The 25,700-nt window shown below is 60.3% G+C and carries 30 protein-coding genes; 13 read left to right on the top strand and 17 right to left on the bottom strand.

Annotated features, from left to right (window positions below):
* Positions 1-70 precede the first annotated feature (70 nt).
* Both phoQ and phoP read right to left on the bottom strand, forming a co-directional pair.
* A complete protein-coding gene (gene phoQ / locus ACJ8M3_RS07720; RefSeq protein ID WP_033644257.1) occupies positions 71-1,528 on the bottom strand; it encodes a two-component system sensor histidine kinase PhoQ in 1,458 nt (485 codons plus the stop codon).
* A 5-nt stretch (positions 1,529-1,533) separates the two neighbouring features.
* Positions 1,534-2,205 carry a two-component system response regulator PhoP gene (gene phoP, locus ACJ8M3_RS07715; RefSeq protein WP_004941169.1) on the bottom strand — a complete coding sequence of 224 codons (672 nt, stop codon included), beginning with the start codon at positions 2,203-2,205 and terminating at the stop codon, positions 1,534-1,536.
* Between the two features lie 378 nt (positions 2,206-2,583).
* Between phoP and ACJ8M3_RS07710 the strand changes: the two genes are divergently transcribed.
* Positions 2,584-3,603: an ADP-ribosylglycohydrolase family protein gene (locus ACJ8M3_RS07710; RefSeq protein ID WP_060659640.1), complete on the top strand. Its 1,020-nt coding sequence runs from the start codon at positions 2,584-2,586 to the stop codon at positions 3,601-3,603.
* Positions 3,604-3,607: 4 nt separating this feature from the next.
* Here the strand turns inward: ACJ8M3_RS07710 and ACJ8M3_RS07705 are convergent, their stop codons facing one another.
* On the bottom strand, positions 3,608-4,372 hold the full coding sequence (locus ACJ8M3_RS07705; RefSeq protein ID WP_442514639.1) for a GntR family transcriptional regulator: 765 nt from the start codon (positions 4,370-4,372) through the stop codon (positions 3,608-3,610).
* 139 nt (positions 4,373-4,511) lie between these two features.
* Here ACJ8M3_RS07705 and pdxR point away from each other — a divergent pair, with 139 nt between their 5' ends.
* The 3 genes from pdxR to ACJ8M3_RS07690 all read left to right on the top strand — a co-directional run bounded on the left by pdxR (position 4,512) and on the right by ACJ8M3_RS07690 (position 7,315).
* The gene (pdxR, locus tag ACJ8M3_RS07700; RefSeq protein ID WP_069100058.1) at positions 4,512-6,026 is read left to right on the top strand and encodes a MocR-like pyridoxine biosynthesis transcription factor PdxR; all 1,515 of its coding nucleotides are present in this window, start codon (positions 4,512-4,514) and stop codon (positions 6,024-6,026) included.
* Positions 6,027-6,142: 116 nt separating this feature from the next.
* Positions 6,143-6,595: a GNAT family N-acetyltransferase gene (locus ACJ8M3_RS07695; protein WP_033652064.1), complete on the top strand. Its 453-nt coding sequence runs from the start codon at positions 6,143-6,145 to the stop codon at positions 6,593-6,595.
* 15 nt (positions 6,596-6,610) lie between these two features.
* Complete coding sequence (locus tag ACJ8M3_RS07690) at positions 6,611-7,315, top strand: GNAT family N-acetyltransferase (protein WP_046899339.1); 705 nt, start codon at positions 6,611-6,613, stop codon at positions 7,313-7,315.
* A 755-nt stretch (positions 7,316-8,070) separates the two neighbouring features.
* On the opposite strand, the gene purB is transcribed toward ACJ8M3_RS07690, so the two are convergent.
* Positions 8,071-9,441, bottom strand: coding sequence for an adenylosuccinate lyase (gene purB / locus ACJ8M3_RS07685; protein WP_089196954.1), 1,371 nt, complete (start codon positions 9,439-9,441; stop codon positions 8,071-8,073).
* Between the two features lie 22 nt (positions 9,442-9,463).
* Positions 9,464-10,090: a high frequency lysogenization protein HflD gene (gene hflD / locus ACJ8M3_RS07680; protein WP_033642780.1), complete on the bottom strand. Its 627-nt coding sequence runs from the start codon at positions 10,088-10,090 to the stop codon at positions 9,464-9,466.
* 331 nt (positions 10,091-10,421) lie between these two features.
* Between hflD and kup the strand changes: the two genes are divergently transcribed.
* Positions 10,422-12,290, top strand: a complete 1,869-nt coding sequence (gene kup, locus ACJ8M3_RS07675) for a low affinity potassium transporter Kup (protein WP_033642781.1) — start codon at positions 10,422-10,424, stop codon at positions 12,288-12,290.
* A gap of 51 nt (positions 12,291-12,341) precedes the next feature.
* On the opposite strand, the gene mnmA is transcribed toward kup, so the two are convergent.
* From mnmA to rluE, 4 genes are all read right to left on the bottom strand, one after another.
* Positions 12,342-13,442 carry a tRNA 2-thiouridine(34) synthase MnmA gene (mnmA, locus tag ACJ8M3_RS07670; RefSeq protein ID WP_016928066.1) on the bottom strand — a complete coding sequence of 367 codons (1,101 nt, stop codon included), beginning with the start codon at positions 13,440-13,442 and terminating at the stop codon, positions 12,342-12,344.
* A 106-nt stretch (positions 13,443-13,548) separates the two neighbouring features.
* Positions 13,549-13,995, bottom strand: a complete 447-nt coding sequence (locus ACJ8M3_RS07665) for an NUDIX hydrolase (RefSeq protein ID WP_060387611.1) — start codon at positions 13,993-13,995, stop codon at positions 13,549-13,551.
* A gap of 9 nt (positions 13,996-14,004) precedes the next feature.
* On the bottom strand, positions 14,005-14,343 hold the full coding sequence (locus ACJ8M3_RS07660; protein ID WP_046686907.1) for a lysozyme inhibitor LprI family protein: 339 nt from the start codon (positions 14,341-14,343) through the stop codon (positions 14,005-14,007).
* A gap of 22 nt (positions 14,344-14,365) precedes the next feature.
* Positions 14,366-14,992: a 23S rRNA pseudouridine(2457) synthase RluE gene (gene rluE, locus ACJ8M3_RS07655; protein WP_046686908.1), complete on the bottom strand. Its 627-nt coding sequence runs from the start codon at positions 14,990-14,992 to the stop codon at positions 14,366-14,368.
* Positions 14,993-15,123: 131 nt separating this feature from the next.
* Here rluE and icd point away from each other — a divergent pair, with 131 nt between their 5' ends.
* Entirely contained in the window at positions 15,124-16,377 is a 1,254-nt protein-coding gene (icd, locus tag ACJ8M3_RS07650) for an NADP-dependent isocitrate dehydrogenase (protein WP_015377612.1), read from the top strand.
* A 74-nt stretch (positions 16,378-16,451) separates the two neighbouring features.
* Here the strand turns inward: icd and uspF are convergent, their stop codons facing one another.
* The 3 genes from uspF to ACJ8M3_RS07635 all read right to left on the bottom strand — a co-directional run bounded on the left by uspF (position 16,452) and on the right by ACJ8M3_RS07635 (position 17,592).
* Positions 16,452-16,901 carry a universal stress protein UspF gene (gene uspF / locus ACJ8M3_RS07645; RefSeq protein WP_042784284.1) on the bottom strand — a complete coding sequence of 150 codons (450 nt, stop codon included), beginning with the start codon at positions 16,899-16,901 and terminating at the stop codon, positions 16,452-16,454.
* 217 nt (positions 16,902-17,118) lie between these two features.
* Positions 17,119-17,346: a YgdI/YgdR family lipoprotein gene (locus ACJ8M3_RS07640; protein ID WP_089194648.1), complete on the bottom strand. Its 228-nt coding sequence runs from the start codon at positions 17,344-17,346 to the stop codon at positions 17,119-17,121.
* Between the two features lie 12 nt (positions 17,347-17,358).
* On the bottom strand, positions 17,359-17,592 hold the full coding sequence (locus ACJ8M3_RS07635; RefSeq protein ID WP_089196955.1) for a YgdI/YgdR family lipoprotein: 234 nt from the start codon (positions 17,590-17,592) through the stop codon (positions 17,359-17,361).
* A gap of 361 nt (positions 17,593-17,953) precedes the next feature.
* On the opposite strand from ACJ8M3_RS07635, the gene tolA reads away from it, so the two are divergent.
* Positions 17,954-18,391 carry a cell envelope integrity protein TolA gene (tolA, locus tag ACJ8M3_RS07630; RefSeq protein ID WP_089196956.1) on the top strand — a complete coding sequence of 146 codons (438 nt, stop codon included), beginning with the start codon at positions 17,954-17,956 and terminating at the stop codon, positions 18,389-18,391.
* A gap of 160 nt (positions 18,392-18,551) precedes the next feature.
* Here the strand turns inward: tolA and ACJ8M3_RS07625 are convergent, their stop codons facing one another.
* On the bottom strand, positions 18,552-18,842 hold the full coding sequence (locus ACJ8M3_RS07625; RefSeq protein WP_089196957.1) for a hypothetical protein: 291 nt from the start codon (positions 18,840-18,842) through the stop codon (positions 18,552-18,554).
* 146 nt (positions 18,843-18,988) lie between these two features.
* Between ACJ8M3_RS07625 and ACJ8M3_RS07620 the strand changes: the two genes are divergently transcribed.
* On the top strand, positions 18,989-19,408 hold the full coding sequence (locus tag ACJ8M3_RS07620) for a GNAT family N-acetyltransferase (protein ID WP_089196958.1): 420 nt from the start codon (positions 18,989-18,991) through the stop codon (positions 19,406-19,408).
* Here ACJ8M3_RS07620 and ACJ8M3_RS07615 read toward each other — a convergent pair.
* Positions 19,405-19,617, bottom strand: a complete 213-nt coding sequence (locus ACJ8M3_RS07615; RefSeq protein WP_033638232.1) for a hypothetical protein — start codon at positions 19,615-19,617, stop codon at positions 19,405-19,407. The two genes, ACJ8M3_RS07620 and ACJ8M3_RS07615, sit on opposite strands and share 4 nt — an antisense overlap.
* Before the next feature lie 92 nt (positions 19,618-19,709).
* Positions 19,710-20,825 (bottom strand): AI-2E family transporter, encoded by a 1,116-nt coding sequence (locus tag ACJ8M3_RS07610; protein WP_046686916.1) that lies wholly within the window; start codon positions 20,823-20,825, stop codon positions 19,710-19,712.
* Positions 20,826-21,120: 295 nt separating this feature from the next.
* Here ACJ8M3_RS07610 and ACJ8M3_RS07605 point away from each other — a divergent pair, with 295 nt between their 5' ends.
* Positions 21,121-21,258 carry a hypothetical protein gene (locus ACJ8M3_RS07605; RefSeq protein WP_016928056.1) on the top strand — a complete coding sequence of 46 codons (138 nt, stop codon included), beginning with the start codon at positions 21,121-21,123 and terminating at the stop codon, positions 21,256-21,258.
* A 72-nt stretch (positions 21,259-21,330) separates the two neighbouring features.
* Here ACJ8M3_RS07605 and ACJ8M3_RS07600 read toward each other — a convergent pair whose 3' ends face one another.
* The gene (locus ACJ8M3_RS07600; RefSeq protein ID WP_089196959.1) at positions 21,331-22,542 is read right to left on the bottom strand and encodes an MFS transporter; all 1,212 of its coding nucleotides are present in this window, start codon (positions 22,540-22,542) and stop codon (positions 21,331-21,333) included.
* Positions 22,543-22,773: 231 nt separating this feature from the next.
* Between ACJ8M3_RS07600 and ACJ8M3_RS07595 the strand changes: the two genes are divergently transcribed.
* Together ACJ8M3_RS07595 and ACJ8M3_RS07590 are read left to right on the top strand one after the other, a co-directional pair.
* Positions 22,774-23,232 (top strand): hypothetical protein, encoded by a 459-nt coding sequence (locus ACJ8M3_RS07595; RefSeq protein WP_060660813.1) that lies wholly within the window; start codon positions 22,774-22,776, stop codon positions 23,230-23,232.
* Between the two features lie 99 nt (positions 23,233-23,331).
* Positions 23,332-23,748, top strand: coding sequence for a DUF2000 domain-containing protein (locus ACJ8M3_RS07590; protein ID WP_033642793.1), 417 nt, complete (start codon positions 23,332-23,334; stop codon positions 23,746-23,748).
* 12 nt (positions 23,749-23,760) lie between these two features.
* On the opposite strand, the gene ACJ8M3_RS07585 is transcribed toward ACJ8M3_RS07590, so the two are convergent.
* Positions 23,761-24,111, bottom strand: coding sequence for a GFA family protein (locus ACJ8M3_RS07585; RefSeq protein WP_033642794.1), 351 nt, complete (start codon positions 24,109-24,111; stop codon positions 23,761-23,763).
* A gap of 141 nt (positions 24,112-24,252) precedes the next feature.
* Between ACJ8M3_RS07585 and ACJ8M3_RS07580 the strand changes: the two genes are divergently transcribed.
* Positions 24,253-24,462 carry a hypothetical protein gene (locus ACJ8M3_RS07580; RefSeq protein ID WP_004941260.1) on the top strand — a complete coding sequence of 70 codons (210 nt, stop codon included), beginning with the start codon at positions 24,253-24,255 and terminating at the stop codon, positions 24,460-24,462.
* 152 nt (positions 24,463-24,614) lie between these two features.
* Positions 24,615-25,688, top strand: coding sequence for an SMP-30/gluconolactonase/LRE family protein (locus ACJ8M3_RS07575; protein WP_060660812.1), 1,074 nt, complete (start codon positions 24,615-24,617; stop codon positions 25,686-25,688).
* The last annotated feature ends 12 nt before the right edge of the window (positions 25,689-25,700 follow it).

Below are 25,700 nucleotides of genomic sequence, written 5' to 3'. Positions count from 1 at the left end.
TAGAGGAGTGAGCCTGAGTGCGATTATAACGGAAGTTTGGCCCCGTGGATCGGGGCCGCAGAGGCATAATTTACTCGTTGTGGTGGGTATCGTGCTGGCGGGCGAAGGTGACCTGCATGCGCGCGCCGCCGAGCGGGCTGTCGCTGATGACGATTTCGCCGTCGTATTGCTCGATGATCTCCGCCGCCACCGACAGGCCAAGGCCCTGACCGGGACGCAGGGTATCCACCCGCTGGCCGCGCTGGAAGATCAGCTGGCGCTTGCTTTCCGGGATGCCCGGGCCGTCGTCGTCGATGACGAGGATGAGGTTTTTATCGGAGTGCAGCGAGGTAATTTCCACGAACTCGAGGCAGTATTTGCAGGCGTTTTCCAACACGTTGCCCATCACTTCCATAAAGTCGTTCTTCTCGCCCATAAAGGTCACTTCCGGCGAGATGTCCAGCGTGATCACCACCCCTTTGCGCTGATAAACCTTGTTCAGCGCCACCACCAGGCTGTCGAGCAGCGCCGGCACCGAGTGGATCTCGCGCGTCAGCACCGTCTGGCCGGAGTTGATGCTGGCCCGATGCAGGTAGTAACCGATCTGCTGAGAGATGCGCCCGATCTGATCCAGCATGATCGGCTCGGCTTCTTCGATGGTGGTCTGCTTGCCGCTGCGCAGCGAGCGCAGGGTGCTTTGCAGCACCGCCAGCGGCGTTTTCAGGCTGTGGGTCAGATCCGACAGGGTGGTGCGGTATTTGGTGTAGCGCTGGCGTTCGTTGCGCACCAGAATGTTCAAATTGCGCACCAGGCCGCGCAGTTCGCTGGGCGGGTTCTCATCCAACTGATCGCGTTCGCCGTTCTCCAGCTCGCCCACCTGATTGACCAGCGCCTTGATCGGCCGCAGGCTCCAGTAGGCCGCCAGCCACAGCAGCGGCACCACCAGCAGCAGGTTGGCCAGCAGCACGTAGCTGAACCACTCCCACACTACGTCTGAGCGCTGCAGCTCCTGCGGAATGCTGTCGACCACCACGATGGTCAACGCCGGCAGCCGCGCCGTGGCGGCATAGGTATTGACCGCCACCGAGTGCGTCAGCGCGTTCTGATCGGTATCGTCATAATTCTTCAGCTGATCCTGCGCTTTGGGGTTGTCCCCCAGCACTTCGCTACTGATGCGGGTATCGGTGTCAATTTCGTAGAAGCCGGACTCCTCCAGCCATTCCTTGTTGATCAGCTTCTCCAGCTCCGGCACCTTGCGCTGGCTCCACAGCAGGTTGCCTTTATCGTCGTAGATAAACACCAGCGTGGGAAAATTGAGATCGATATCGGGAGGAATGGCGATGGTGAGCTTGTTGTCTTTCCACTGCGCCAGGCTGAAGAACAGGTTGCTTTCGCCGCGCAGCAGGCGGAAGGCGGTCTTGTCGAAGCTGACGATGTAGCCGACGACCGCCACCAAACCGTAAGAAAGCGACAGCGCCAGGATCACCCCGGCGGTCGCCATCAGGAAGCGGGCGCGCAGCGAAAACGGTTTTTTATTCTTGTTGAACATCATGTTCACTTCGCGTCAAAACGATAGCCCTGGCCACGTACCGTGGTGATCACTTCATGCGGGTATTCCGCCTGCACCTTCTTGCGCAAGCGGCCCATCAGCACGTCGATGGTGTGGCTTTCGCGCAGTTCGGCGTCCGGGTAAAGCTGCAGCATCAACGAATCCTTGCTCACCACCTTGCCGGCGTTGCGGATCAGGGTCTCGATGATGGTGTATTCAAAGGCGGTCAACTTGATCTGTTGATCGTTGACGCTCAGTTCGCGGCGCGACAGATCGATCTGGAACGGCGGCAGCACGATCACCTGCGATGCCAGGCCGCTGTTGCGGCGCATCAGCGCCTGCATGCGGGCGATCACTTCTTCCAGGTGGAACGGCTTGGTGACATAGTCGTCGGCGCCGGCTTCCAGCACCGCCACTTTGTCCTGCCAGCTTTCGCGGGCGGTCAGCACCAGGATCGGCAGCTTGGTCTGGTGCGCGCGCCAACGGCGGATCAGGCTCAGGCCGTCTTCGCCCGGCAGGCCGAGATCGACGATGGCGATATCCGGCGCATGCTCCTGCAGGAAATAATCGGCTTCCTTGGCGTCTTCAGCCGCATCGACCTGATGGCCCATCTCGCGCATCTGAACGGAAAGGTGGTGGCGCAGCAAACCATTATCTTCAACAACCAGTACTCGCATGGCGAACTCCTGTGACTGTGCGGGTGAATGTCCTGTCACCCACGCGATAAAAGGGAACACGCTCTGCGGCGTGTCAGGGGATAACGCGGCCACCTGAACCATTTTGGCAAAAAATGCTGAGGTTATGGTAGGTATAACCCGCCCGGCCCGCAAGAGAGCCGAAGCAATGTATTAAAATAAGCGTTATCAATTTGTTCGCCGACATTATCGACAAGCTCTGATAAACGTCGGATAAACAGCGGCGGGGCAACGTTAAACGCAACTTAAACGCGTCGGGCATTGCCGCGAAAGGAAAGTGTGAACCGGAGCGCTTGATAAGCTTTAAAGGTACTAATAAGGTATTATTGAGGTATCGGCATATTTTCTCAGGAGCGATGGATGAAGCAATTAACCCAGGCAGAACGCATAGCGGGCGTATTTTACGGACAGATGCTGGGCGACGCGCTCGGCATGCCTTCCGAGCTGTGGCCGCGCGAGCGGGTTAAGCGCCACTTCGGCTGGATAGACGGCTTCCTCGATGGGCCGGCGGAGAACTCAGCCGCCTGTTACTTCAAGGCCGGGCAATATACCGACGATACCTCGATGGCGTTGGCGCTGGCCGATGCGCTGCTGGAAGCGGAAGGCGAGGTGGTGCCAGAACTGATCGCCCGCAACGTGATCCGCTGGGTGGACAGTTTTGACGCCTTCAACAAGAACATTCTCGGCCCCAGTTCCAAACTGGCGTTGAGCGAGCAGAAAGCGGGCACGCCGATCGCCGCGTTGGAAAACAACGGCATCACCAACGGCGCGGCGATGCGCATTTCGCCTTTGGGTTGCGTGCTGCCGTCTGCGCCGCTGGAGGGGTTCTGTCAGCAGGTGTGGCTGGCCTCCAGCCCGACGCACAAATCCGACATCGCCGTCGCCGGTGCCGTGGCGATCGCCTGGGCGGTTTCGCGTGCGGTGGAGGGGGCGGACTGGGCCTCGATTCGCCTGGCGTTGCCGGGCGTGGCGGAGTATGCCCAGCGCCGTCAGGTGACGACGTTCAGCCCTTCGCTGGCGGCGCGCATCGAGTTGGCGTTTCAGGTGGTGGATGAGGCGGCCGATCCCGAACAGGCATCCGAGCGGATATATCAACTGATTGGCGCCGGGGTGAGCACCATCGAGTCGGTGCCGGCGGCGTTGGCGATGGTGCAGCTGGCGCAAACCGATCCTACCCGTTGCGCCGTGCTGTGCGCCAACCTGGGGGGCGATACCGACACCATCGGCGCGATGGCCACCGCTGTCTGCGGCGCGCTGCACGGCGCCGAAGCGATGGATCCTGCGCTGCTGGCGCAGTTGCAGCGGGTGAATCCACTGGACGTCGAGGCGTATGCCCAGGCGTTCGTGCGTTTTCGCCGCCGTCGGCAGGGCGAGGCGTAACGGATCAGCTTTCGCTGGTAAATTCGTACATGTCGCTGCGGCAGAAGCTTTCGCTGTATTCGATAGGCTTCTTGCGGTGGTCGAACAGCGTCTGGCGCACGATCAGCAGCGGCATCGGTTCTGATAATTGCAGCGCCCGGCGGATGTCGTCATCGGCCATGGCCGCGCTGACCTGGCTGCGCAGCGATCCCATCTCCACGTTATTTCGGCGGAAGTAGTCATAGAGCGAGATGCCAATCTCGTTGACGTTGGCAATCGCCGCCACCACCACGTAGGACACCGCCACCGACATCGGCTGCCGATCGAGAAAGTGAATGCGTTTGAGTTGATAGATCGGCGTTCCGGTCGCCAGCTGGAGCTTTTCCGCCAGTTCGGCGCTGGCCGGCACCCGTTCGCGGCTGAGCCATTGCGTGTCCGGCCGGCGCCCTTGTTGCATCACCTCGCGCGAGAACCCTTTGACGTCCGCTAATGAATAGCGCAGCTTCGGCGCGGGCCGTTGTGCCTGGATGAAAGTGCCGTAACCGCGTGAACGGCCGATGATGCCGTCTTGCTCGAGACAGGCCAGCGCTTTGCGCACCGTGATGCGCGAGATGCCGAGCCGTTCGGTAAACAGACGCTCGCTGGGCAGGAAATCCCCCGCGCTCAGCAATCCTTGCTCGATGGCCTGGCGCACCGAGGCGTTAAAGCGCAGATACAGCGGCATCGCGCCCGCGCTGGCCAGATCCTGCAGCAGTTTTTCCAGCAGACGCTGGTTGGTCTCCTTGCTCATAGCCGACGGAAATCCTGTAGCCTCAATGCAATGGCTTATTTAAGGGGATTTCGCCGGGCAGCGCAACTGCCGCCGCCGAGGGGATGAAATAAGGTAGAGTAGTGTGCAATCGCCCCGAGTTTGGAGAAACAGACAGCCCATGAGTGACCACCCATCCTGCGCGGACGACGCGGCAATCCTGGCGGCCTTCACCCAGCAGCGTCAGCAGGGGTTGACCCGACGTTCGGCGCTGCATCAGGCCCTGTTGCGGCTCATCACCGCCGGGGAACTGCCGTGGCGGGCGAAGCTGCCGCCAAGCCGCGCATTGGCGCCCCGGCTGGGAGTGGCGCGCGATACGGTGGAGCAGACCTACGCGCGGCTGGAGGCGGAGGGATACATCAGCCGGGCGGTGGGGCGAGGCAGCTATGTTCGCTATCGCTGCGATACGTTGCTCGGCCGTGAACTGCTGGCGACGCAGGCGGGCCAGGAGGCGCGGCTGGCGGAACGCGAGCTAAGCGATCGCGGCCGGGCGTTGCTGGCGGTCAGCCATACGCCGCACACCAGCCGTCAGGCGTCGCTGACGCCCTCGCTGGCGGATCTGCGGGCGTTTCCCATCGATTCGTGGCTGCAGTGGGAAAAGCAGGCGCTGCGGCGGCACGGCGAGCGGCTGTTGGGGTATGCCGATCCGCAGGGCTTGCCGGAGCTGCGTGCGGAGATCGCGCACTATTTGCAGCGGGAGCGGGGCGTCAAGGCGACGGCGGAGCAGGTGATCGTGGTCACCAGCTCTCAGCAGGCGCTGGCGCTGTGCACGCAGGTGCTGTTCGATCCCGGCGATGCGGTATTCGTCGAAGAGCCGGGTTACCAGGGGGCGAAAAAACTGGTGCAGTCGGCGGGGCTGCAGGCGCGGCCGATCGGCATCGATGAGCAGGGGCTGGACGTCGGGCAACTGATGCAGGCTTCGGGGGGCGGGCGGGGCGTTTACATCACGCCTTCCCATCATTACCCGCTGGGATACTCGCTGAGCCTCGAGCGGCGCCTGGCGCTGTTGCAGTGGGCCCAGCGCCGGCGGGCCTGGATCATCGAAGACGATTACGACGCCGAGTTCAACTACGATCGACAAACCAAGGCGGCGCTGCAGGGGCTGGACAGCGGCGGACGCACGCTGTACATCGGCACCTTCAGCAAGACGCTGTTTCCGGGGCTGCGCATCGGTTTCATGATCGCGCCGCCGCAGCTGGTGCGGCCATTGGTCGCCGCCAGGCAGTTTCAGGACGGCTACACGTCGGCACTGGCGCAGATGACGCTGTTCCACTGCCTGCACGAGGGCGGCTACGCCGAGCATCTGCGCAATATGCGCACGCTGTACAAGGCGAGGCTGGACGTCCTGTACGACGCGGTACATCGCCATCTCGCGCCCTGGACGCGCCCGGCCTTGCCGCAGGGTGGCCTGCAGCTGGTTTGCCCGCTGGCGGATGCGGCGACGGAGCGGCGGCTGGTGACGGCGGCGGCCGAGCGGGGAATACGATTGTACGGCCTGGCGGATTTCTACACCGGCGCGCCGCAGCGCGGGGCGCTGGTGCTCGGTTTCTCGGCCTATGCGCCGGACGAGATCGTGCGCTTTATCGCCACGCTGGCGCAGGTGTTCAACGCGCTGCCGCGGGAAAACGGCGGTTAAAATTGGTCTGCTCGGCGTTTTGAATTGGTCCGTATTACACCGTCGCTGCGCGGTGTATCCTGCCGCTATTCGGTTATTTCCCTAATGGAAATAATATCTTAACCCCGTGAGGCGCTATGAACCCATCAAATCGTGAAGTGACTATCCGCAGAATCAATGGCGACGACAGAGCGCAATGGCTGGCGTTGTGGCAGGGCTATCTCGACTTCTACCGCGCCGACGTGGCGCCGCAGGTGACCGATCGCACCTTCGAACGGTTGGGGCAGGATGAACAGGTGTACGGGCTGGTGGCGGAGGATGCCGACGGCCGGCTGCTGGGGCTGATGAACCTGGTATTCCATCCGTCCACCTGGAGCGCGGTGGGCTATTGTTATATCGAAGATCTTTATGTGTCGCCGCAGGCGCGCGGCCATAAAGTGTCGGAAAAACTGTTCGAACAGGCGTATCGGCTGGCGGAGGCGCGCGGCAGCGATCGGGTCTATTGGATGACTCAGGAGTACAACGCGCCGGCGCGTTCGCTGTACGACAAAATCGGCAGAAGAAGCTCGTTTATCGTTTATACCCGTTAACCGCAGGAGGCGCGTATGGCAATGAATCGTTATGGTCAGCCGATTGGCGAACCGATGCCGGATTGGCAGCCGGCTCGCCGCCCGGGCGGCGCAACGCTCGGCGGGCGTTTCTGTTCACTGGCGCCGCTCGAGCCGCAGCGGGATTACGCCGCGCTGTACGATGCTTTCCAGCTGGCGCCGGACGGCCGCGACTGGACCTATCTGTCTATCGAACGGCCCGATACGCCGGCGGCGATGCTGCAGCATCTCGAGACGCTGCAGGCCAACCCGGGGCTGGTCAATCTGACGGTGTTCGACGCCGCCAGTGACGCGCCGGTGGGGACGGTGGCGCTGATGCGCATCGACGAGGCCAACGGCGTGCTGGAGATCGGCCACGTCAGCTGGTCGCCGTTGATGAAACAGCGCTCCAGCGCCACCGAAGCCATCGCGCTGCTGCTGCGCTACGCCTTTGATACGCTGGGCTACCGCCGCTGCGAATGGAAGTGCGACAGCCACAACGCGCCGTCGCGCCAGGCCGCGCTGCGCTTTGGTTTCCGTTACGAGGGCAACTTCCGCTTTGCGGTGATCGTCAAGGGGCGCAGCCGGGATACCGACTGGTTCGCCATCACCGCTGACCGTTGGCCGACGGTGCGGCAGGCGCTGGCGCGTTGGCTGAGTGCCGAGAACTTCGATGCGCAGGGGCGGCAGATAGCCCGGCTGCAGGTGTTGCGCGGCGAATAATAAGCAAAAAGGCGGCCCCAGGGCCTAATGCTTGTCAGTTAGCGTTTTTCTGAACGTATTTGTGCAGTTTTCGGTCGATAAAGGTGAGGTGCATCATGAGGCTCCAGCACCTCGACCGAGCCAGGGGCCGAAGGCGCGGCCCCTGGCAACCCGCGCCTTTGCCCTATCAGACGGTTGGCTGCGCCAACGACTCTCACTTCATCGCGCCGCATCACGGCCGGCTACGACAGGCGTCCCTGCCTGTCTCGCCTGAAACCGCCATCCATGGCGGTTTCGCCTATGCATCGCGACTGCGTTCGACGCCTTCAAGGGCGCTCAACACCGCGCTCATCTCCAACGCCTCTACCCTAACCTCATAAGGGACAGGTTGCCCGGTAGCTGCCAGCTCGGGTGTTGACCTTAGGCGCGCATCACCGGCTGCCGAGCAAGACGGCATTGTCAGGGGCAACCGGCCAGGGAAGGCCGGTTGAGGCAAGACTAACAGGGATGTTTGTCGCAGCCGACCCGCCCGACAATGCAGACGCGGCGAGGGCATCCGCACAGCGGACAGACGGTGTTAAGCAAGGGCGCGGGTGGAGGGGCCGCGCCTTCGGCCCCTCCAATTGCCGTTCGCTACGGCATCAGAGAAATGCGAGGTTTTTACGGCAATTCCCCTGCACAGAACGCCCAGAGGATGGATAAAAAAATGCCAGTCAGGCTTAACTGACTGGCATTAGGCCCCAGGGCCGCCTTTTTATCTTATCGGGCTAACGCGCTTACTTCAGCTCGTCGACCAGGGTGGTGGCGCGGCCGATGTAGTTGGCCGGGGTCATCGCCTTCAGACGGGTTTTCTCTTCTTCCGGCAGCGCCAGACCGTCGATGAACGCCTGCATGCCGGCGGCGTCCACGCGCTTGCCGCGGGTCAGCTCTTTCAGCTTCTCGTAAGGCTTCTCGATGCCGTAACGGCGCATCACGGTCTGGATCGGTTCGGCCAGCACTTCCCAGTTGTGATCCAGTTCGTCCAGCAGGTGCGCCTGGTTCACTTCCAGCTTGCTGATGCCCTTCAGGGTGGCCTGATAGGCGATCAGCGCATAGCCCAGGCCCACGCCCAGGTTACGCAGCACGGTGGAGTCGGTCAGGTCGCGCTGCCAGCGGGACACCGGCAGTTTGCCCGCCAGGTGGCCCAGCACGGCGTTGGCCAGGCCCAGGTTGCCTTCGGAGTTTTCGAAGTCGATCGGGTTGACCTTGTGCGGCATGGTGGAGGAGCCGATTTCCCCGGCGATGGTCTTCTGCTTGAAGTGGTTCAGGGCGATGTAGCCCCAGATGTCGCGGTCGAAGTCGATCAGAATGGTGTTGAAACGCGCTACGCAGTCGAACAGCTCGGCGATGTAGTCGTGTGGTTCGATCTGGGTGGTGTACGGGTTCCAGGTGATGCCGAGCGAGGTCACGAACGCTTCGCTGAACTGATGCCAGTCCACTTCCGGGTAGGCGACGATGTGGGCGTTGTAGTTGCCGACCGCGCCGTTGATTTTACCCATGATCTCCACGCGCTCCAGCTGGCGGTACTGGCGCTCCATGCGGTAAGCCACGTTGGCGAACTCTTTGCCGACGGTCGACGGCGTAGCCGGCTGGCCGTGGGTGCGCGACAGCAGCGGGATATCGCGGTATTCCAGCGCCAGCCCTTTCAGCGCATCGATGATTTTACGCCAGTAAGGCAGCACCACGTCCTGACGAGCGCTTTGCAGCATCAGCGCGTGCGACAGGTTGTTAATGTCTTCGGAGGTGCAGGCGAAGTGGATGAACTCGGACACCGCGTGCAGCGCAGGCACCGCCGCCACTTTTTCCTTCAGGAAATACTCGACCGCTTTCACGTCGTGGTTGGTGGTGCGCTCGATGGTTTTGATGCGCTGAGCGTCTTCTTCGTTGAATTCAGCGACGATTTTGTCGAGGAAAGCGTTTGCGTTGGCGTCAAAAGCGGGAACTTCCTTGATTTCTGCGCAGGCGGCCAGTTTTTGCAGCCAACGTACTTCAACCTGTACGCGGAATTTCAGCAGACCGTATTCGCTGAAAATGGGGCGCAGTGCGCTGACTTTATCACCGTAGCGTCCATCAACGGGGGAAACGGCGGTCAGTGAGGATAATTCCATCGGTAGCAACTCCTGGGATCGATTAACAATGAGCAACGATATTTTGCGCCTGCTTGAACAGACGATTACGGGAAAACATTAACTGCAGGCGGCTACCGCCGACCTGTTGCCACAGCACGGCGGCGCGAATGCCGGCCAGCAGCGTGGCGCGAACTTTGGCCTGCACCTGCGGGTTCTGCAAGATCGCCGGTGAGCCGGTCACCTGGATGCGCGGCCCGAGCGGGCTGACCACGTCGACATAAATGCCGGCCAGCGCGCTGATGATGGTGTCCGACTCAAGATCGAAGTGCGCCAGCTGGCGCTCGAGTTGGCCGAGGCGTTCGCCGAGCGTGTTCATCGCCTGTTTGTTGGCGTTGAGCTTGCGCTCCAGCACCATCAGGCTGATGGTGTAGCGGGTCAGTTCCGCGCCCGGCCCTTTGTTGTTGGCGTTAAGCACGCCCATCAGGGTTTCGAGGCCGACCATCAAATTGCGCTCCTCGCCGCCGAACACCGCCAGCGTAGAGGGTGGGTCCATCTGCAGCAGGCTTTTCAGCGAGGTGTGAAACGCTTCGCGGTCGCATTGCCCTTCATGGGCCAATTGCTGAACCAAACGCGCCGACTGGCTGATACCCGCCATGGCCAGCGTGATGTCATAATAATTCTTCGCCACGATGACTCCTGTAAACGCGGTGAACGGTACATGGCTTACTGTATAAGGTTGTGCGTATCGCCAGGGTAACGGCGGCGGCCGCGAACGGTAACGATCGGGCGTGGCTGTAACAACGATGACAACGAATGCCGCGGATCATGCCATAAAATTGAGGGTAAACCCAGCGTCTAATACGCCTGTGGCGAGGCGGATGCGCCGTGCGGCGCAGAACTGCGCAAATAGACGGCGAAAATCGCCGGTGGCGCGGCACGAACTTATTGTTGCGGCGGCAAATAAAGTGCGGCGGCTGCATCTATACTGCCAACGTGACCCCTCAAATAAAGACCTTTATATGCACGTAAAAAACAAGCAGCCGCTGCCGGCGGTGACGCTGGCGGCCATCGGCGTGGTGTACGGCGATATCGGCACCAGCCCGCTGTATACCCTGCGCGAATGCCTGACGGCGGAAGAAGGGATCACCCTGACGCCGACGTCGATCTACGGCTTTCTGTCATTGATTTTCTGGCTGTTGACGCTGGTGGTGTCGATCAAATACGTCTGCTTCGTGATGCGCGCCGACAACGACGGTGAAGGGGGAATTCTGACGCTGATGTCGCTGGCGATCCGCAAGCTGGATGCGCGCTGGGTGCCGGCGGCGGTGCTGGTCGGGCTGGTGGGCGGCAGCTTCTTTTATGGCGATGGGGTGATTACCCCGGCCATTTCGGTGCTCTCGGCTATCGAAGGCCTGCAGATTATCGCCCCTGAGCTGGACAGCTTTATCGTGCCGCTGTCGCTGCTGGTGTTGACCGCGCTGTTCGCGATCCAGAAACACGGCACCGGCAGCGTCGGCAAACTGTTCGCCCCGGCGATGGTCATCTGGTTCCTGACGCTGGCGCTGCTCGGCATCGGCGGCATTTTGCATCACCCCGGCGTGCTGCGGGCGCTGAACCCTTACTGGGCGGTGAATTTCTTCCTCGAGTACAAGGCAGTGTCGTTCTTCGCGCTGGGCATGGTGGTGCTGTCGGTCACCGGCGCCGAAGCGCTGTACGCCGACATGGGCCACTTCGGCAAAAAACCGATCCGCCTGGCGTGGTTTACGCTGGTGGCGCCGGCGCTGGTGCTGAACTACTTTGGCCAGGGGGCGCTGCTGTTGGCCAACCCGGCGGCGATCAATAACCCGTTCTTCCTGCTGGCGCCCACCTGGGCGCTGATCCCGCTGCTGGTGATCGCCACGTTGGCGACGGTGATCGCCTCGCAGGCGGTGATCTCCGGCGTCTTCTCCCTGACGCGCCAGGCGGTGCGGCTGGGCTACCTGCCGCCGATGCGCATCATTTATACCTCCGATCAGGAGTCCGGGCAGATCTACATTCCGGTGGTGAACTGGCTATTGTTCGCGGCGGTGTTGATCGTGATTATCAGTTTCAAACACTCCAGCAACCTGGCCTCGGCTTACGGCATCGTGGTGACCGGCACCATGCTGCTGTCGTCGATTTTGCTGAGCATCGTGGCGGTGAAAAACTGGGGCTGGCCGCGCTATCTGGGTGGGCTGATGCTGCTTGCCATGCTGTGCATCGACGTGCCGCTGTTCGGCGCCAACCTGATCAAACTGGCGACCGGCGGCTGGCTGCCGGTGGCGCTGGGGTTGATCATTCTGCTGATCATGCTGACCTGGAAGACCGAGCGCTCGCGCCTGATCCGCCGGCTGCGCGACAACCAGGAAGGGCTGACCGCGCTGATCGAGTCGCTGGAGAAGGCGCCGCCGAAGCGGGTGCCGGGCACCGCGGTGTTTATGGAGCGCACGCCGCATGCGGTGCCGCTGGTGCTGCTGCATAACCTGAAGCACAACAAGGTGTTGCATGAGCGCGTGGTGCTGCTGACTATCGTGACTACCGACATGCCGTATGTGCACAACGTGCAGCGGGTGGCGATCGAACAGCTGTCGACGAGCTTTTGGCGGGTGGTGGCGAGCTACGGCTGGCGCGAAACGCCCAACGTGACGGATATCCTTTATCGCTGCGGCCTGGAGGGGATGAGTTTCACCATGAACGAGACCTCGTTCTTCATGTCGCGCGATACGCTGGTATTGGGCAAGCGCCCCTGGTATCTGCGCGTACGCGGCAAGGTGTTCCAGCTGTTGCAGCGCAACGCGCTGCGGGCGCCGGATCTGTTCGAAATCCCGCCAAACCGGGTGATCGAACTGGGGGCGCAGGTGGAATTCTGAATAAAAAAAACGCTGCGGTAAACGCAGCGTTTTTCTTGGGCGGCAGGCGAACTACGCCAGGCGCTGTTCGATGATGCCGCCGCCGAGGCAGATTTCGCCCTGGTAGAACACCGCCGACTGGCCGGGGGTGACGGCAGAGACCGGCTCGTCGAAACGCACTTCGATGCGTTCGTCGTCGAGCGGGGTCACGGTGCAAGGGATGTCCTGCTGGCGATAGCGGGTCTTCACCGTACAGCGGAACGGGCCGGTCAGCGGCAGGCGATCAACCCAGTGCAGCTGCTGCGCGATAAGGCCGACTGACATCAGGCGCGGGTGATCGTGCCCTTGCGCGACCACCAGCACGTTATTGGCCACGTCTTTATCCACCACGTACCACGGATCTTCGCTGCTGTCTTTCAGGCCGCCGATGCCTAACCCTTTGCGCTGGCCCAGGGTGTGATACATCAGGCCCTGGTGTTCGCCGACGGTCTGGCCGTCGACGCTGACGATCGGGCCCGGCTGCGCCGGCAGGTAGCGGCCGAGGAAGTCGCGGAATTTGCGCTCACCGATAAAGCAGATGCCGGTGGAGTCTTTCTTCTTGGCGGTGACCAGCTCCAGTTGCTCGGCGATGCGGCGCACCTCCGGCTTCTCCAGTTCCCCAACCGGGAACAGGCTTTGCGCCACCTGCTCGTGGCTCAGCGTATAGAGGAAGTAGCTCTGATCTTTGTTGCCGTCGACGCCGCGCAGCAGGCGGCTTTTGCCGTCCACGTCCTGGCGACGCACGTAATGGCCGGTGGCGATGAAATCGGCCCCCAGGTCTTCGGCGGCGAACTCCAGGAAGGCTTTGAATTTGATTTCTTTATTGCACAGGATGTCCGGGTTCGGCGTGCGGCCGGCCTTGTACTCTTCCAGGAACAGCTCAAACACGTTGTCCCAGTATTCCGCCGCAAAGTTCACCGTGTGCAGTTCGATGCCCAGCTTGTCGCAGACCGCTTGTGCGTCGGCCAGATCGGTCGCGGCGGAGCAGTACTCTTCGTCGTCGTCTTCTTCCCAGTTTTTCATGAACAGCCCAGCGACCTGATAGCCCTGTTGCTGTAACAGATAGGCGGTAACGGAAGAGTCGACGCCGCCGGACATACCGACGATTACTTTTTTCTGGCTGTTGTCTGACATGGGGATCTCACGAACTTGAACACGAACCGTGCTGATAAAAACAAGCGCAGGATTTTACCACGTTGCCCGCGCTGGCGCACTGTTCATCTTGTGCTGCACGGTGCCCTTAAAACGGCCAGGCGAAGCTGCCGACCAGCGACAGCGGGTAGCGCTCCGGCTGCTGGTAGCTGCGAATGCTCTCGGCCACCAGCGCGGAACGCAGGTTGGGCGCCTGCAAAATCTCGTCGGCGCTCAACCACAGGCAGCGATCGATGTCGCTGTCGTGCGGCTCGGTCGGCAGCGGCTGTTCCAGCTCGATGACGAAGCAAAACCGCAGGAACGGCGTGCGATCCGGCGCAATCCATTGGTGCAGACGTAAAAACGCCTGCGGGGTGGCGCGGATGCCGGTCTCTTCCCACAGCTCGCGCTCGGCGGCCTGCACCAGCGTCTCGTCGGCCTCCAGGTGGCCGGCCGGCTGATTCCACAGCGCTTTGCCGTTGATGGTCTCTTCGACAATTAAAAATTTGCCGGCGGCGTGCACTACGCAGGCCACGGTGACGTGCGGTTTGAACATGCGGTCTCCTTACAGCGGTTTGTCGATGCGCCGATAGATATCGTCCAGCTCGGCGATGCGGGTGCGGTAGCTTTTGAGCAGACAGGCGGTGTCGCCGCCGCACTGCTGGCGTTTTGCCAGCCAGGCCTGCTGGCTGTCCTGCATCGCGCCGCGCGCTCCCATGGCGAACAGGCCGCGCAGCAATTGGTATTGGGTGGCCATTTGCACATCCAAATCGTTCAGCGTGCGGTTGGCGCAGATGGCTTGCTCATCGCGGCTTGCCGCCTTGGCGCAGTCGAAGCTGGCGGCCTGGGCGGCAAACGGGGCCGCCAGAGCGGCGAGCAGCAGCGCGATCGGCGTGGATTTCATGGCGCCTCCATCAGTTATCGGTCTACAGAGAATCGATGCTTTTCCATTCACCAGGCTGCAGTGAGCCCAGCGAAAGATTACCCATACTGTAGCGAATCAGCCGCAGGGTAGGGAACCCGATATGCGCCGTCATGCGACGCACCTGGCGGTTTCGCCCTTCGAACAGGGTGATTTTCAGCCAACTGGTGGGGATGGATTTACGCTCGCGGATCGGCGGGTTGCGCGGCCACAGCCACTGCGGCTCGGCTACCAGCTCCACCCCGGCGGGCAGCGTGGGGCCGTCTTTCAGCGTAACGCCGCAGCGCAATGGCGCCAGATCGCTTTCCTGCGGCGCGCCCTCGACCTGCACATAATAGATTTTGCCGGTGCGCTTGCCCGGCTGGGTGAGCTGCGCCTGCAGCTGGCCGTCGTTGGTCAGCACCAGCAGCCCTTCGCTGTCGCGATCCAGGCGCCCGGCGGCGTAAACGTCGGGGAAGGGGATGTACTCTTTCAGCGTGGCGCGGCCGGCTTCGTCGGTGAACTGCGGCAACACGTCGAAGGGCTTGTTGAATAACACAATTCGACGTGGCCCCTTCGGCGCGGCGGGTTTGGCGGCATTCGGCTTGCTGAATCGTTTAACGTTGTGATTTCTAACAGAGAATTTTTTCATAACAGTTGAGATTACGGATGATAAGCGCATTATAACCGAATCCGTTTCGGATTGGCGCGGACCGAATATTCAAGTAGTATCTACACGCATCTTACAAAGCATTAACAAAATTGCGCTTGAAGGAGAGGTTGATGGAAAGCAAAGTAGTTGTTCCGGCAGAAGGTAAAAAAATCACGGTTGACGCCCAGGGTAAACTGGTTGTTCCTCATAACCCGATCATCCCGTTCATCGAAGGCGACGGCATCGGCGTTGACGTGACTCCTGCCATGATCCACGTGGTTGATGCGGCCGTTAAAAAGGCTTACCACGGCGAACGTAAAATCTCCTGGATGGAAATCTACACCGGCGAAAAATCTACCCACGTTTACGGTAAAGACGTGTGGCTGCCGGACGAAACTCTGGACCTGATCCGCGACTACCGCGTCGCCATCAAAGGCCCCCTGACCACCCCGGTCGGCGGCGGCATCCGTTCTCTGAACGTGGCCCTGCGCCAGCAGCTGGACCTGTACGTGTGCCTGCGCCCGGTGCGTTACTACCAGGGCACTCCAAGCCCGGTGAAACAGCCTGAGCTGACCGACATGGTGATCTTCCGCGAAAACGCCGAAGACATCTACGCCGGCATCGAGTGGAAAGCCGGCTCCGCCGAAGCGGACAAAGTGATCAAATTCCTGCGCGACGAAATGGGCGTGAAGAAAATCCGCTTCCCAGAGCAGTGCGGTATCGGCGTGAAGCCATGCTCCGAGGAAGGGACCAAGCGTCTGGTGCGTGCGGCGATCGAATACGCCATCACCAACGACCGTGACTCCGTGACCCTGGTTCACAAAGGCAACATCATGAAGTTCACCGAAGGTGCCTTCAAGGATTGGGGCTATGAGCTGGCGCGCGAAGAGTTCGGCGGCGAGCTGATCGACGGCGGCCCATGGCTGAAGATCAAGAACCCGAACACCGGCAAAGAGATCGTGGTTAAAGACGTGATCGCCGACGCCTTCCTGCAGCAAATCCTGCTGCGCCCGGCGGAATACGACGTGATTGCCTGTATGAACCTGAACGGCGACTACATCTCCGACGCCCTGGCGGCCCAGGTAGGCGGCATCGGTATCGCACCGGGCGCCAACATCGGCTCCGACTGCGCGCTGTTCGAAGCGACTCACGGCACCGCGCCGAAGTACGCCGGCCAGGATAAAGTGAACCCAGGCTCTATCATCCTGTCCGCAGAGATGATGCTGCGCCACATGGGCTGGTTCGAAGCGGCTGACCTGATTGTTAAAGGCATGGAAGGCGCCATCGCCGCCAAGACCGTGACCTATGACTTCGAACGCCTGATGGAAGGCGCTAAACTGCTGAAATGTTCAGAGTTTGGCGATGCTATCGTTAAACACATGTAAGTGTGTTCAGCGCTTGAATGAGAGCGGGAGCCTTAGGGCTCCCGTTTTTTTATTGTTCAAATGAGCAAGCGATTTTAAGCGTTAGCCGATTCACGCACGACCAGCACCGGGCAATTGGCGTGGCGCACCACCGCGGTGGCATTCGAGCCGAGAAGGTAAGTCATTGCAGAAGGGCGGTTGGAACCCATCACAATAATCTCCGCGTTAAGCGCATCAGCGAGTTCCAGGATCTGATCTTTGGGATCGCCGACGGCGACATGCGTGGTCACTCGATCCTCGGGAACGCTGAATTGTTTTGCCGCTTTCGCCAGCCCCTCGGTCGCTATCGCAATGGTTTCATCTTTGGTTTCCACCGCCGCCGTGGCGGCAAAGCCGAAGGCCGCGTAGGTGGCGCGCGACGGGATCACCGCCAGGAAATGGACGTGGGAGTCTTCGAGCCTGGCGAGCGCGTTGACATGCGGGATGACCTGCTGTGTTAATTCCGGCTCGGTAATATCCACGGGAACCAAAATAGTTTTGTACATACTCCCTCCTTATCGTTTTAAAAAACTCCACTTATCGGATTATAGCCGTTCGACGCTGGGAAAGGGGAGATCCGTATGGCAAACCTGGCAACGTTGTCTGCTGAAATGTCAGGCGTTTATCGACGTTATCGTTAAACGCCAATGGGCGCGCTTACTGTTTGAATAGAAAGGGAGCCATCGGCTCCCTTTGTTTTAGCAGGCTCAGATTATCGGAACCTTAATGAGGGATTTCCGACACCTCTTTGACTTCCGTCTTGTTGATTTGCTGTTTGACGCCATTGGCGTCGGTATACCCGATCAACCCGGCAGAGGTTTCTTTCGGTTTGCCGTCACTGATGATCGTTCTGCCATCGTGGGTATGAATGGCGTAGCTGGTGCGTGTGCAGCCTGACAGTGCGGCGATAGCAATCAGGGCGATCGCGGGAAGAACAAGCGCTTTTTTCATTTGAAGCTCCTTTTAGTTATCCAACTCACTCATGTTTGCAATCTGGTCTCGATTGATCTGTTCCGTTTTGCCCGTTTCTGCATTTCGATAGGAGACTAACCCGGTATCTTTATCGACCTGAGGCTTGCCGTCGGTGACAATGGTCTTGCCATCCGTTGTTTTGATCGCCTGATTGGAAGCGCAGCCCGCCATGAACATCACCGTAGTCGCAGTAAGAAGCGCGGCAAAGAGTCGTTTGTTTTTCATACTTACCATCCTGGTTACTTAAATGAATTTAATAGCAGGAAAGTAAGTATAGGCAGAATCTCCAGATTGTTAGCGTTGAAACGCTTTTAATGCGATAAAAAATTAAGAATTTCTTAATTTATTGATGGGGTGATTGATCGTTCGGATAACAACGTTATCGATAGGTCAGGATACGCAGACGTACTGCCCGGTGAGGGCGCTATGGCTTCATGTCATCATCGGCTCACGATACTCCGCATGCCGATGCTTGATGCTAACAATGTCTCTGGTGGTTGGGCGTTAATTATGTATAAGTATGCGCCGGGGATCTTGTCGAATACCACGTTGATTTTGGCTGATAGTCATCCATAAGGACAGGGATATGAAAATCACGCATTCAGGCTTTAAAACCGGCGCCGCCACATTATTGGCGGCGATGCTCGCGCTGGCATTAACGGGGTGTGCCAAGAGCACCGCCCCCAGCCAAACCGATCCGGTGAATAAAGAGGTTGGCGATCTTTTCGCCAACCTTGGCAACCCAAAGGCGCCGGGAAAAGAGGAATTACATTACCTGTCTCAGGTGCAAGCGGAGATCCAACGCCATTTTAAAGACGCCGCCACTTACTCAGGCCAACGCTGTTCATTGCGTATCACGCTGGCGCCGGACGGCATGCCAGTCGGTGTTCGAACTGAAGGTGGCGATCCGGATCTTTGCCGTGCCGCCATGAAGGCGGTTGCCGATGCGCGTCTGCCTAAGCCGCCAACGCCAGAGATCCATAATGCGTTCCAAATAATCACATTGGAATTTCGCCCGCAGTGAAATAAAGGGCGGCAACTGCGATGCTAGATAATTAAATCAAAGTCACAGGCCGCACTTTCATGCAGCCTCTGGCTTTGCGGCTTTACCATGTTCCATATCGCGTTTTCCTGCGCTGAACCTGGATTTTTCGGCATTATTTCACGGCATGTGGCGCCACTCTCTACCGATACATCATCGCGCTCACGCGTTCGGCCCGATCTTTAAAGCCGTTGCTGCGCATCGTTACCACATAGTAGCGATAGTGATGTTTCTGTGCGTATTCGCGCACCAGGTCTTCGGCGAACAGGCCGCTGAAGGTGACGGTGGTGACGAACATCAGCCCTTTCACTTCGTAGGTGCTGATCTCTTGCGGGGTGCCGATATACGGCGGCGGGAACACGGTTTTGTGGAACTGGCAGCCCGTCAGCAGCAGGGTAAACAGCAGGGTGGCGGAGATTTGCGGGATTCTCATCGGGAAATGCTTTCCTTCCTTGGCGTGGGTTCTAGTAACTCTATAATAGGATTACAAAATTCGGCGGGGATGTAAAAGTTATCCCGCTTCGGTTGCCGTTCCGTTGAAGCGGTGTCGCCGTCACTCATAAGCATGAGGGGGTAAACATGTTTGTTCGTCTTGCCACTGAAACCGATGCCGCAGCCCTGATCGCCCTCGACAGCGTCGCCGAAGACGAGCCGCAGCGCGCGGCGCAGATCCGCGCCTGGTGCGGGCAGGGCATCTGTTATCTTGCCGAGGAACAGGGCATGGTGATGGGCTACGGCGTGCTGCACTATCACTTCTTCGGCTGCGGCTTTATCGAGATGCTGGTGGTTGGCGAGCGCTATCGTCGCCGGGGCGTCGGGCTGGTGCTGATTACGGCGTTGAAGTCCCACTGTCGGCACCCGAAGCTGTTCACCTCCACCAATCGCTCCAACCTGCCGATGCAGCGGCTGCTGTTGAACGCCGGGTTTGTCGCCAGCGGCCAGATTGACAATCTCGATGACGGCGATCCGGAGCAGGTCTTTTTTATCCCGGCGCGCTAATACAGCCGGACATCGACCGCCTGCTGTTGCAGCCAGGTGCTGACGTAGCCATAAGCGGCATAGAAGGCCAGCAGCGCGAAGAGCAGCACGGAAAGCGAGGCCAAAAACTTGACGTCGCCGTGCTTCGACAGCTGATAAGCGCAATAGAGAAAGGCCATCAGGCACAGCAGAGTGAAGGCGATAGCCAGCGTGGCGTAAAAAATAAGCATAACGAAACCCGTTCTTCCTTGTGAGCCGGGCAAGGATACCACAGACAAAAAAGGGGCCCAAACGGGCCCCGGTGTGATTCGCTGCGAGAGTGTTACTCCGCAGCGTCGGGATGATTTTTGCCTTCCTCGATGAATTCTTCGTCGATCTCTTCGATGTTCTCCTCGCTGTCGCGGCCGGACAGGATGTTCCAGCAAGCGATGAACAGCGCGGCGATCAAGGGGCCGATGACGAAGCCGTTGATGCCGTAGATCTCCATGCCGCCTAGGGTGGAGATCAGGATCAGGTAGTCCGGCATTTTGGTGTCTTTGCCCACCAGCAGCGGGCGCAGGATGTTGTCCACCAGGCCGATCACCACCACGAAGAACACCACCAGGAAAATGGCTTTCCATAGCATGCCGGTGGCGAAGAAGTAGATCACCGCCGGCACCCAGATGATGGCGGAGCCCACGGCCGGAATGATCGACAGGAACGCCATCAGCGCGCCCCACAGCAGGCTGCCGTCGATGCCGGTAAAGTAAAACGCCAGCCCGCCGAGCGCACCTTGCACCACGGCGACCACCACCGTGCCCTTGACGGTGGCGCGGGAGACGGCGGCGAACTTCACGAACAGGTGGTGCTTGACGTGCTGGGAGAGCGGCAGCGCTTCGAGCGCCAGGTTCACCAGATAGGGGCCGTCTTTCAGCAGGAAGAACAGCAGGTAGAGCATCACGCCGAAGCCGACGACGAAGTTGAAGGTGCCTTTGCCGATCAGGAACACGCTGCCCGCCAGGTATTGCCCGCCCTTGAGCGCCACCTCGGAAAGTTGTTTTTGGATCTCGGCGGCGCTGTTGAGGTTATGCTCCGCCAGGAAGCGCTGCGCCCAGCCGGGCAGGTGACGCATGAAGTCCGCCAGCATGGTCGGCAATTGGCTGTTGTTGGTCTGCAGCTTGGTGTAGATCATGTTGAATTCCATCGCCAGCGATGAGGCGATGATCGCTAACGGCGTGAACACGATCAGGCAGATCAGCGCCACCGTCAGCAGCGACACCACGCCGTTGCGTTCGCCGACGTACTGTTTCAACTTCTTTTTCACCGGATGGAAAATCACCGCCAGAATAACCGCCCACAGCACCGAGGAGTAATAAGGCCCCAGCACGTCGAGAAAGGCGGCGGTAACGATGAACAGGATCAGAATAAAGAATCCCTTGGAAATGCCTTTAGACATCATAGTCGTCCCTCAAAAGATGAATTTTCAGCATAGATGAACTGAATGAAAACAACACTATCATTACCTTTGCTTATCCGGTAGGGGATTTTTAACGGCGTATTCCATAGGGTTACTAAGGGGAAAGGAGGGCGCCGCGCGAGGCTCAGGCAGCGACGCAAGGAAAGAAAGAACGCTAAATAGTTAACAAAATTTATTGATTGTGTTTCATTTTGTGTGTTGCGCTTGCCGCCTGCGCCAGGCTTTCCTAGTGTTGATGAGGGCGGCCGTTCGCCCGATACCACGCAGGAGTATGCAAATGACAGAACACAAACGACTTGCCGTTATCGAAAAGGCATTGCTGATCGCTTTCGCCGGTCTGCTGATTTATCTTGTTGCGACCGGCGCCTTGTCATTGTCGGGCCTGGATCATCACTGGCCTTATCCTTCACGATAAGCACGCGCCCGCACCAGGGAATATTCAGCACCGCTAATAATAAATAGAACCTCCTTTCTCATTATTGCGCCATTACGCCGCATTGCGCGGCTCGCGGCGAAAAATCAGCGCCAATCCCGCCCCTGACACCGCCGCCGCCAGCACCAGCCACGCCGGCGCCGCCCAACCGGCCGCGGCCACGATGGCGCTCAGCGCGACCGGGCCGATCACCTGGCCGAGGTAGTTCCCCTGCATCACCAACCCCAGACTCAGCGGCAGCAGCGTGGGCTCCGGCGTCGCTGCCGGCGTGGCGGCCAGAATGGTGGCGGGCAGTATGCCGGCGGTGGCGCAGAACAGGAAGCACAAGGGGATCAGCAGGCCGTTGGGCGTCACCGGCAGGAAAATGCCGATGCCGAAGATGCCGATGACCAGGCTGGTGGCCGCGAGCAGCGTTCTGGCGCGCAGGCCGCGCGACAGCAGTACGCCGGCGGCGAGATTGCCGATGATGTTCGCCGCCACCGCCGCCGCGCTGATGCCGCCGGCGGCCGCCAGCGTCAGACCGATGCGCTGCATCAGAAAGATCGGTAAAAAGGTCATCACCGAGAAAAACTGCAGGTTATAAGCGGTGAACATCAGCGCCAGCAACAGCGGCTGGCGCGCCCGCAGCATCGCGCCCAGCGCTTGCCGCAGCGGCAACGGCGGAGCGTGCGCGTCGGCGGCGCGGCGCGGCGTGGTCAGCGGCAGCAGCAGCGCGGCCAGCAGCGTCAGCGCCGCACCGGCCTGCCAGTTCTGTTGCCAGCCCGCCAGGTGAGGGCCGAAAAACAGCGAAATGGCGATGCCCGCCGGCATGAAGGTGCTCCAGATGCCGAACACCAGGCTGCGCTGCGCCGGGGCGACGATGCGGTTCAGCACCGCCGGCGAGGCGACCACCACGATCACGAAGCCGAGGCCTTCGACAAAGCGGCTGACGATCAATCCGCTGAAGTCGTGGAGCGTGGCGCCGGTAAAGCTGGCGGCGCTGACGATCAGCAATCCGAGCGCCAGCAGGCGCCGGTCGCCCCAGCGGCGCACCAGCAGCCCGGCGGCGATGCCGCCGAACACCCCGACGAAGGGAAAGGCCGAAATAACCCAGCTTAGCGCCTCGAGCGAACGGCCGAACTCGGTCTGTAGCGCCGGCAGCGCGATGGTGGCCTTGCCCACGTGCAGCGCCGCGGCGATGCCGGCGAACAGCACGTTGATGACGGCTAGCCAGGGCGTGGCGGCAGGGGAAACGCGGTCGATGGCGTCCGGTTTAATGGCGGTCATAACACTCTCCAGTGGCGGTAACGCCATCACTATGTGCTCTTGCAACGGCTGAGGTCGTTCAAATGCTGCGCTATCACGCGGGGAAATTATTCATTTCGAGCTTTATTGATTGCGCGCCTTCGTTGTTTGGTTTGCCAGCGTGCCGCCCGGCGTGGACGCTCGCCTCCCTTCAGCGGTTTACTGTTCCGACACGCAGCAGGCGTGTTGTATTCATTTTATAAGGAGCAGTGTATGTCAGAGATGATGAACGAGAGTGGGGCGCCGGCCATTGAATGGAGCTATGGCGGCCGGGGTGATGATATCAGCAGCAGTCTGAGCCTCGACACGGTCGAGGAGCAGCCGCAGGGTTTCTTGATGACGGTCGATCGGCCGGTGCAGATCTTTAAAGACGCGCTGTCGCCGATGATGGCCTTTGTCACGCTGCTGCGCCCGCTGTACGCCAAGACGGGCGAGGGCTTCCAGTACGTGCCGGTTTCCAATCCCTGGACCGACGTGCAGCGCCTGCCGGCCAGCGCAGGTTATCTGGGCGTGCAGGTCAACGCCGGGCTGTTCTTCCACGGCGCCAAGCCGACGCACTATAAAGATCGCGACGGCCAGATGAAGCCGATCGACGGCGGTACCCTTTTGCAGAACATCACCGTGCTGCATCAGGTGGCGCAGCCGCTCGGCCCGGGTGAAGGCGCCGTCTGAGTCGGCTGCGTTATCACGGGGGCCGGACGCGGCCCCTTATCGCGCCTTGAAACCGCGTGCAGGTTGGGTAAAACTGGCTGCCTATTCAAGGAGAAGAGCATGTACAGCGACAACGAGAAAAAGTTTTATATCATCCTCAACCGCAACCACGAACCAGCCACGCTGTTTAACGCCTCCTGCCATCTGACGGCAGGCATCACCGATCTTATCGAGCAGCGCGAGTTTCACCATTATCCGAGCAGCCTCGACGGCGTCAGCGCCAATATGAGCCACTATCCGATCGTGATCCTGCAGGCCAAGAACAGTAGCCAGCTTAGCAACCTGATTCTGAAGTGCAAGGAAGAGGGCGTGTTGGCCAACTTCTTCACCACCACTATGCTGTCGCACTCCGCCGAACAACAGATCGCCGACACCGCCAATACCCCCTACGAGCAGTTGGACTTCGTAGCGGTAGCGCTCTACGGCGACACTGAACAGCTTAAGCCGCTCACCAAGAAGTTCTCCGTCTACCGCTGAAAACGCGGAATCTCAGACGCTGGCGCCGTCGTAGGTGTGGATCTGCAACGCATCCAGCGCGACGTCAGGCACGCAGCGCAGGTTAACGGCGCACATCGCGGCGCCGTCCGGCGCGGTGCCGTAGGCGAAGGGCTGGGCTCCGCAGACTCGGCAGAACTGATGGCGGATCCTGTGGTGATTGAAAGTGTAAGTGCTGAGCTGGTCCTGACCGCTGTTGAGCGTGAAAGCGCTGATGGGGAAGAACGACAGCAGCAGCCCTTTGCGGCGGCAAATCGAACAGTTGCAGCTGAGGGCTTCGGTCGGCAGTTCGGCGTCTACGGAGAAGGTGACGGCGCCGCAGTGGCAGCTTCCCTGGAATGACATGGCGGTGATCCTGTGGCAGGAGGGCGGGTTTGCCCAGTATAGTGCAATTTATCGCCATTCGGCCGCGCCGGGCGCGGTTTCCTTAATAAATGCGCGGTTTTCTGGTAGGTTAAGGTTTAACGTCATCAAAAGGAGATCGCGATGTTAGAGCATTACTATCCGGCAAACATGGGCGCCGAACCGGTCACGGACGAACAGCACAAGCGGCTGGTGGCGGTGCAGGCGGCGCTGGAGCTTATCAAGGCTACGCTGTCAGACACCAACGATGGCAACGGTGTGGATTTCCAGCTGAAGGCGGCGGAGAAGCACATCGGCCCGATGGCCGACGCTATTCAGGAAGCCCTGAAGTAACGGTTCGCCGTCACGTCAACCGCCCATATCGGGCGGTTTTTTTTGCGCCGATTACTGCGATTTTTTTAGCGGCGTATTGCCTTTTTCCCGGCTGGTGCCGCCGGCGGCGCGACGCTACCCTAGCGATCCGACTCCTCATCAGGTGCACGCCCATGTTTCCCTTCCGCGTATTCTCTTTGTTATTGCCGCAACGTCGGTGCGCTGCCCGGCTGGCCGGCATCGCACTGTTCATCGGCGGCGTTGTGCAGGCGCACGCGACGCAACGCATCGACTTTTCGCCGGATCCCGCCGGCGCTTACCCAGAGGGCGTCGCCTGGAATGCGCGCGCCGGCGCGTTTTTGGTGTCTTCCCTGCGCGGCGGGCAACTTGGCCTGGTTTATCCCGATGGCCGCTATCGGCGTTTTTCCACCGGCAAGGGACTGATTACCACCTCCGGCATGCTGGTGGACACCGAGCGCAACCGGGTGCTGGTGTGCAATGAAGACGTAGGGGTGTCCCTCCACTCTTCGCCCGGCACGCGCAATCGCGTGGCGCAGGTGTTGGAATTTCGTCTCGATACCGGTGCGCTGCAGCAGGTGTACGATCTGTCTTCGTTAAGCCGTGGGCCGACGCTCGCCAACGATCTGGCGCTCGATGCGCAGGGCAATATCTACGTCACCGACAGCTTCCAGCCGCAGATTTACAAGATCGACCGGGCAACGCGCCAGGTGTCGATCCTGGTGCGCTCATCGCTTCTGCTGCCCGCCGACGCGCCTGCGGCTGCGCAGGGCACGCAACCTTATCTCAACGGCATCGTGTATCACCCGGATGGCTACCTGATCGCGGCGGACTACACCCGCGGGCTGCTGTGGAAGGTGACGCTGGATAACACGCCTGCGATAAGTGAAATCAGGCTGCCGCATCGGCTGAAAGGGCCGGACGGGCTGCGGCTCAAAAACGCCAACGAATTGGTGATCGTACAGTCTTATCCGGGGAGAACAGGGGGCATGTCCGGTGACGTGTCGCTGCTCTCCTCGACGGACGGCTGGGCCAGCGCGCATATCGTCGCCGTCGCCGCGCCGCCGGGGCTGGATGGGCCGACTGGCGCCGCGCTGCGCGATGGCGAGGTGTGGGTGGTCAACTCGCGTTACCCCAAACTTTTTGCCGACGTCGCTCAGGCGGAAAGCGTCAAGCGCTTCAGCATCGTCAAGGTGGCGTTCGCACCGCCCGCAGCGGATGGCCGCTGAGCGACGGCGGTT

Origin of the sequence: Serratia sp. CY55921, assembly GCF_052167655.1 — a bacterium.
Classification (GTDB): domain Bacteria; phylum Pseudomonadota; class Gammaproteobacteria; order Enterobacterales; family Enterobacteriaceae; genus Serratia; species Serratia ureilytica.
Note: the sequence above shows the minus strand (reverse complement) of the source record. Positions and strands in the feature narration are given on the sequence as shown.

Excerpts from the sequence above, each read along its gene's own strand:
- phoQ (WP_033644257.1), bottom strand. The coding sequence starts at position 1,528 with ATGTTCAACAAGAATAAAAAACCGTTTTCGCTGCGCGCCCGCTTCCTG.
- phoP (WP_004941169.1), bottom strand. The coding sequence starts at position 2,205 with ATGCGAGTACTGGTTGTTGAAGATAATGGTTTGCTGCGCCACCACCTT.
- ACJ8M3_RS07710 (WP_060659640.1), top strand. The coding sequence starts at position 2,584 with ATGAAGCAATTAACCCAGGCAGAACGCATAGCGGGCGTATTTTACGGA.
- ACJ8M3_RS07705 (WP_442514639.1), bottom strand. The coding sequence starts at position 4,372 with ATGAGCAAGGAGACCAACCAGCGTCTGCTGGAAAAACTGCTGCAGGAT.
- pdxR (WP_069100058.1), top strand. The coding sequence starts at position 4,512 with ATGAGTGACCACCCATCCTGCGCGGACGACGCGGCAATCCTGGCGGCC.
- ACJ8M3_RS07695 (WP_033652064.1), top strand. The coding sequence starts at position 6,143 with ATGAACCCATCAAATCGTGAAGTGACTATCCGCAGAATCAATGGCGAC.
- ACJ8M3_RS07690 (WP_046899339.1), top strand. The coding sequence starts at position 6,611 with ATGGCAATGAATCGTTATGGTCAGCCGATTGGCGAACCGATGCCGGAT.
- purB (WP_089196954.1), bottom strand. The coding sequence starts at position 9,441 with ATGGAATTATCCTCACTGACCGCCGTTTCCCCCGTTGATGGACGCTAC.
- kup (WP_033642781.1), top strand. The coding sequence starts at position 10,422 with ATGCACGTAAAAAACAAGCAGCCGCTGCCGGCGGTGACGCTGGCGGCC.
- mnmA (WP_016928066.1), bottom strand. The coding sequence starts at position 13,442 with ATGTCAGACAACAGCCAGAAAAAAGTAATCGTCGGTATGTCCGGCGGC.
- ACJ8M3_RS07665 (WP_060387611.1), bottom strand. The coding sequence starts at position 13,995 with ATGTTCAAACCGCACGTCACCGTGGCCTGCGTAGTGCACGCCGCCGGC.
- ACJ8M3_RS07660 (WP_046686907.1), bottom strand. The coding sequence starts at position 14,343 with ATGAAATCCACGCCGATCGCGCTGCTGCTCGCCGCTCTGGCGGCCCCG.
- rluE (WP_046686908.1), bottom strand. The coding sequence starts at position 14,992 with ATGAAAAAATTCTCTGTTAGAAATCACAACGTTAAACGATTCAGCAAG.
- icd (WP_015377612.1), top strand. The coding sequence starts at position 15,124 with ATGGAAAGCAAAGTAGTTGTTCCGGCAGAAGGTAAAAAAATCACGGTT.
- uspF (WP_042784284.1), bottom strand. The coding sequence starts at position 16,901 with ATGTACAAAACTATTTTGGTTCCCGTGGATATTACCGAGCCGGAATTA.
- ACJ8M3_RS07640 (WP_089194648.1), bottom strand. The coding sequence starts at position 17,346 with ATGAAAAAAGCGCTTGTTCTTCCCGCGATCGCCCTGATTGCTATCGCC.
- ACJ8M3_RS07635 (WP_089196955.1), bottom strand. The coding sequence starts at position 17,592 with ATGAAAAACAAACGACTCTTTGCCGCGCTTCTTACTGCGACTACGGTG.
- tolA (WP_089196956.1), top strand. The coding sequence starts at position 17,954 with ATGAAAATCACGCATTCAGGCTTTAAAACCGGCGCCGCCACATTATTG.
- ACJ8M3_RS07625 (WP_089196957.1), bottom strand. The coding sequence starts at position 18,842 with ATGAGAATCCCGCAAATCTCCGCCACCCTGCTGTTTACCCTGCTGCTG.
- ACJ8M3_RS07620 (WP_089196958.1), top strand. The coding sequence starts at position 18,989 with ATGTTTGTTCGTCTTGCCACTGAAACCGATGCCGCAGCCCTGATCGCC.
- ACJ8M3_RS07615 (WP_033638232.1), bottom strand. The coding sequence starts at position 19,617 with ATGCTTATTTTTTACGCCACGCTGGCTATCGCCTTCACTCTGCTGTGC.
- ACJ8M3_RS07610 (WP_046686916.1), bottom strand. The coding sequence starts at position 20,825 with ATGATGTCTAAAGGCATTTCCAAGGGATTCTTTATTCTGATCCTGTTC.
- ACJ8M3_RS07605 (WP_016928056.1), top strand. The coding sequence starts at position 21,121 with ATGACAGAACACAAACGACTTGCCGTTATCGAAAAGGCATTGCTGATC.
- ACJ8M3_RS07600 (WP_089196959.1), bottom strand. The coding sequence starts at position 22,542 with ATGACCGCCATTAAACCGGACGCCATCGACCGCGTTTCCCCTGCCGCC.
- ACJ8M3_RS07595 (WP_060660813.1), top strand. The coding sequence starts at position 22,774 with ATGTCAGAGATGATGAACGAGAGTGGGGCGCCGGCCATTGAATGGAGC.
- ACJ8M3_RS07590 (WP_033642793.1), top strand. The coding sequence starts at position 23,332 with ATGTACAGCGACAACGAGAAAAAGTTTTATATCATCCTCAACCGCAAC.
- ACJ8M3_RS07585 (WP_033642794.1), bottom strand. The coding sequence starts at position 24,111 with ATGTCATTCCAGGGAAGCTGCCACTGCGGCGCCGTCACCTTCTCCGTA.
- ACJ8M3_RS07580 (WP_004941260.1), top strand. The coding sequence starts at position 24,253 with ATGTTAGAGCATTACTATCCGGCAAACATGGGCGCCGAACCGGTCACG.
- ACJ8M3_RS07575 (WP_060660812.1), top strand. The coding sequence starts at position 24,615 with ATGTTTCCCTTCCGCGTATTCTCTTTGTTATTGCCGCAACGTCGGTGC.